We start from the raw sequence: 1,336 nt of genomic DNA on the forward strand, positions 1-1,336 counted from the left end.
CAAGAAAGCGACCTGCGTCATGCAATTAATAACAAGCTGGCCTCGTCAGCGCCTCGTCGTAGCCACTGCGGCTGTCTTCGTTGCCGTAGTTCTGGGAGCCGTGCTGATCAATAGTTTTAGCGATTCCGAATCGATAGGCGAGGAGTTTGATTGTCGACATGCTTATCTGGTCGCCCTGAACTCCCTGGCCGTCGCCAACCCCGACTATCGCGTAGACTTCGGCCTCACAGATGATTTACCTGAGTGTGCCGATGGGATACGCTCGCTAGACTCAATGCCCCTCCGGCTCGGCGTGCGTTCTACCGAAGTCGCATCAAGTGATGCTGGCATGTTACGCAGCGAGATTCGGGTGACTGATTCCCGCATCCATATGCCTAGCCTGGAGCCGGCTTCGACGATAACCGCTCTCCAGGATCTCGATGAGGAAAACGCGAGCAATACAACATCGCAAACGCTTCGTCTCCTAAGAGAACTAGACGGCGCTCAGTTCACAGTACAAGCTACTGTCGTGCTCAAAAAGCCCCTTACCTCAACAGAATTTGAAAATGTTTGGCAATTTGGCGGAGGGGATGTCCTCTTGGTTTCACCAATCGCTAGCGGCAAACCTCTCGGCTGGCCCTTCCCCGAAGCTATGTGTACTAGGCGCGGTTTTAACGAGTGCAACAATGAAGGAAAATTTTCATACACTGACGGCTTTAAAAAATGGGTCTCCCTTCTTCGGGAAGAAGATAAGGCAATCCTCGAGGCAGCCTCGCTGTCCCTTTCGGAGCTACAAGCAAGCGCGGCCGATAGTCATATATACGGATTCATCATGAGCAATACGGCGGATCAGGTCGAGCGTCTGGCGCGGCATGAAATGGTTCGTGGCGTCAAGGTCGTGTCAATATCTCCCAGCTAATCAACAGTCGTCATATCCTATATTTCTTGATCAAGTCGACGCGACCAGCGTGCGCGGCTTAACGTTCAATTCGCGAAATGCAGGCTTGAAACGTTCACGGATAGTGACGTGATCTCAGCCAGCTGCCGGTAGGTGATTGTGCTCGAAATGGGTGAGGACGAGGGCGGCGCGGGCGATGGCGCCGATTGCGCTGGGGCTGGCGGTGATGTGCCGGAGGGTCCGCCAGCGGCCTTTGAGCAGGGCGAATCCGCGTTCGCCGAGGCAGCGTAGAGCGCGGAGGAGCCGGTTGTGGGTGCGGTTGTCGGGGCTGAGGATCTGGTTGCCGTCGGGCTGCCTGATGGCGGCTCTTCGAAGTTAAGCGGGGTTGAGGCAACCGCGACTCTTTCGCGTGGTGGCGCAGCGGGTGCGGAGTCGTTGGGATTCAGGGTTGCGGAAACC

At 56.0% G+C, this 1,336-nt stretch carries 2 protein-coding genes; one reads left to right on the forward strand and one right to left on the reverse strand.

Going from position 1 to position 1,336, the window contains the following annotated elements:
* Positions 1-898: hypothetical protein (locus ABD120_RS39255; RefSeq protein ID WP_343955549.1), on the forward strand; the 898-nt coding region annotated here is incomplete at its 5' end.
* Between the two features lie 114 nt (positions 899-1,012).
* Here the strand turns inward: ABD120_RS39255 and ABD120_RS39260 are convergent.
* The gene (locus ABD120_RS39260; RefSeq protein WP_425564118.1) at positions 1,013-1,237 is read right to left on the reverse strand and encodes a transposase family protein; all 225 of its coding nucleotides are present in this window, start codon (positions 1,235-1,237) and stop codon (positions 1,013-1,015) included.
* Between the last annotated feature and the right edge of the window lie 99 nt (positions 1,238-1,336).

Origin of the sequence: Nonomuraea longicatena (genome assembly GCF_039525605.1) — a bacterium.
Classification (GTDB): domain Bacteria; phylum Actinomycetota; class Actinomycetes; order Streptosporangiales; family Streptosporangiaceae; genus Nonomuraea; species Nonomuraea longicatena.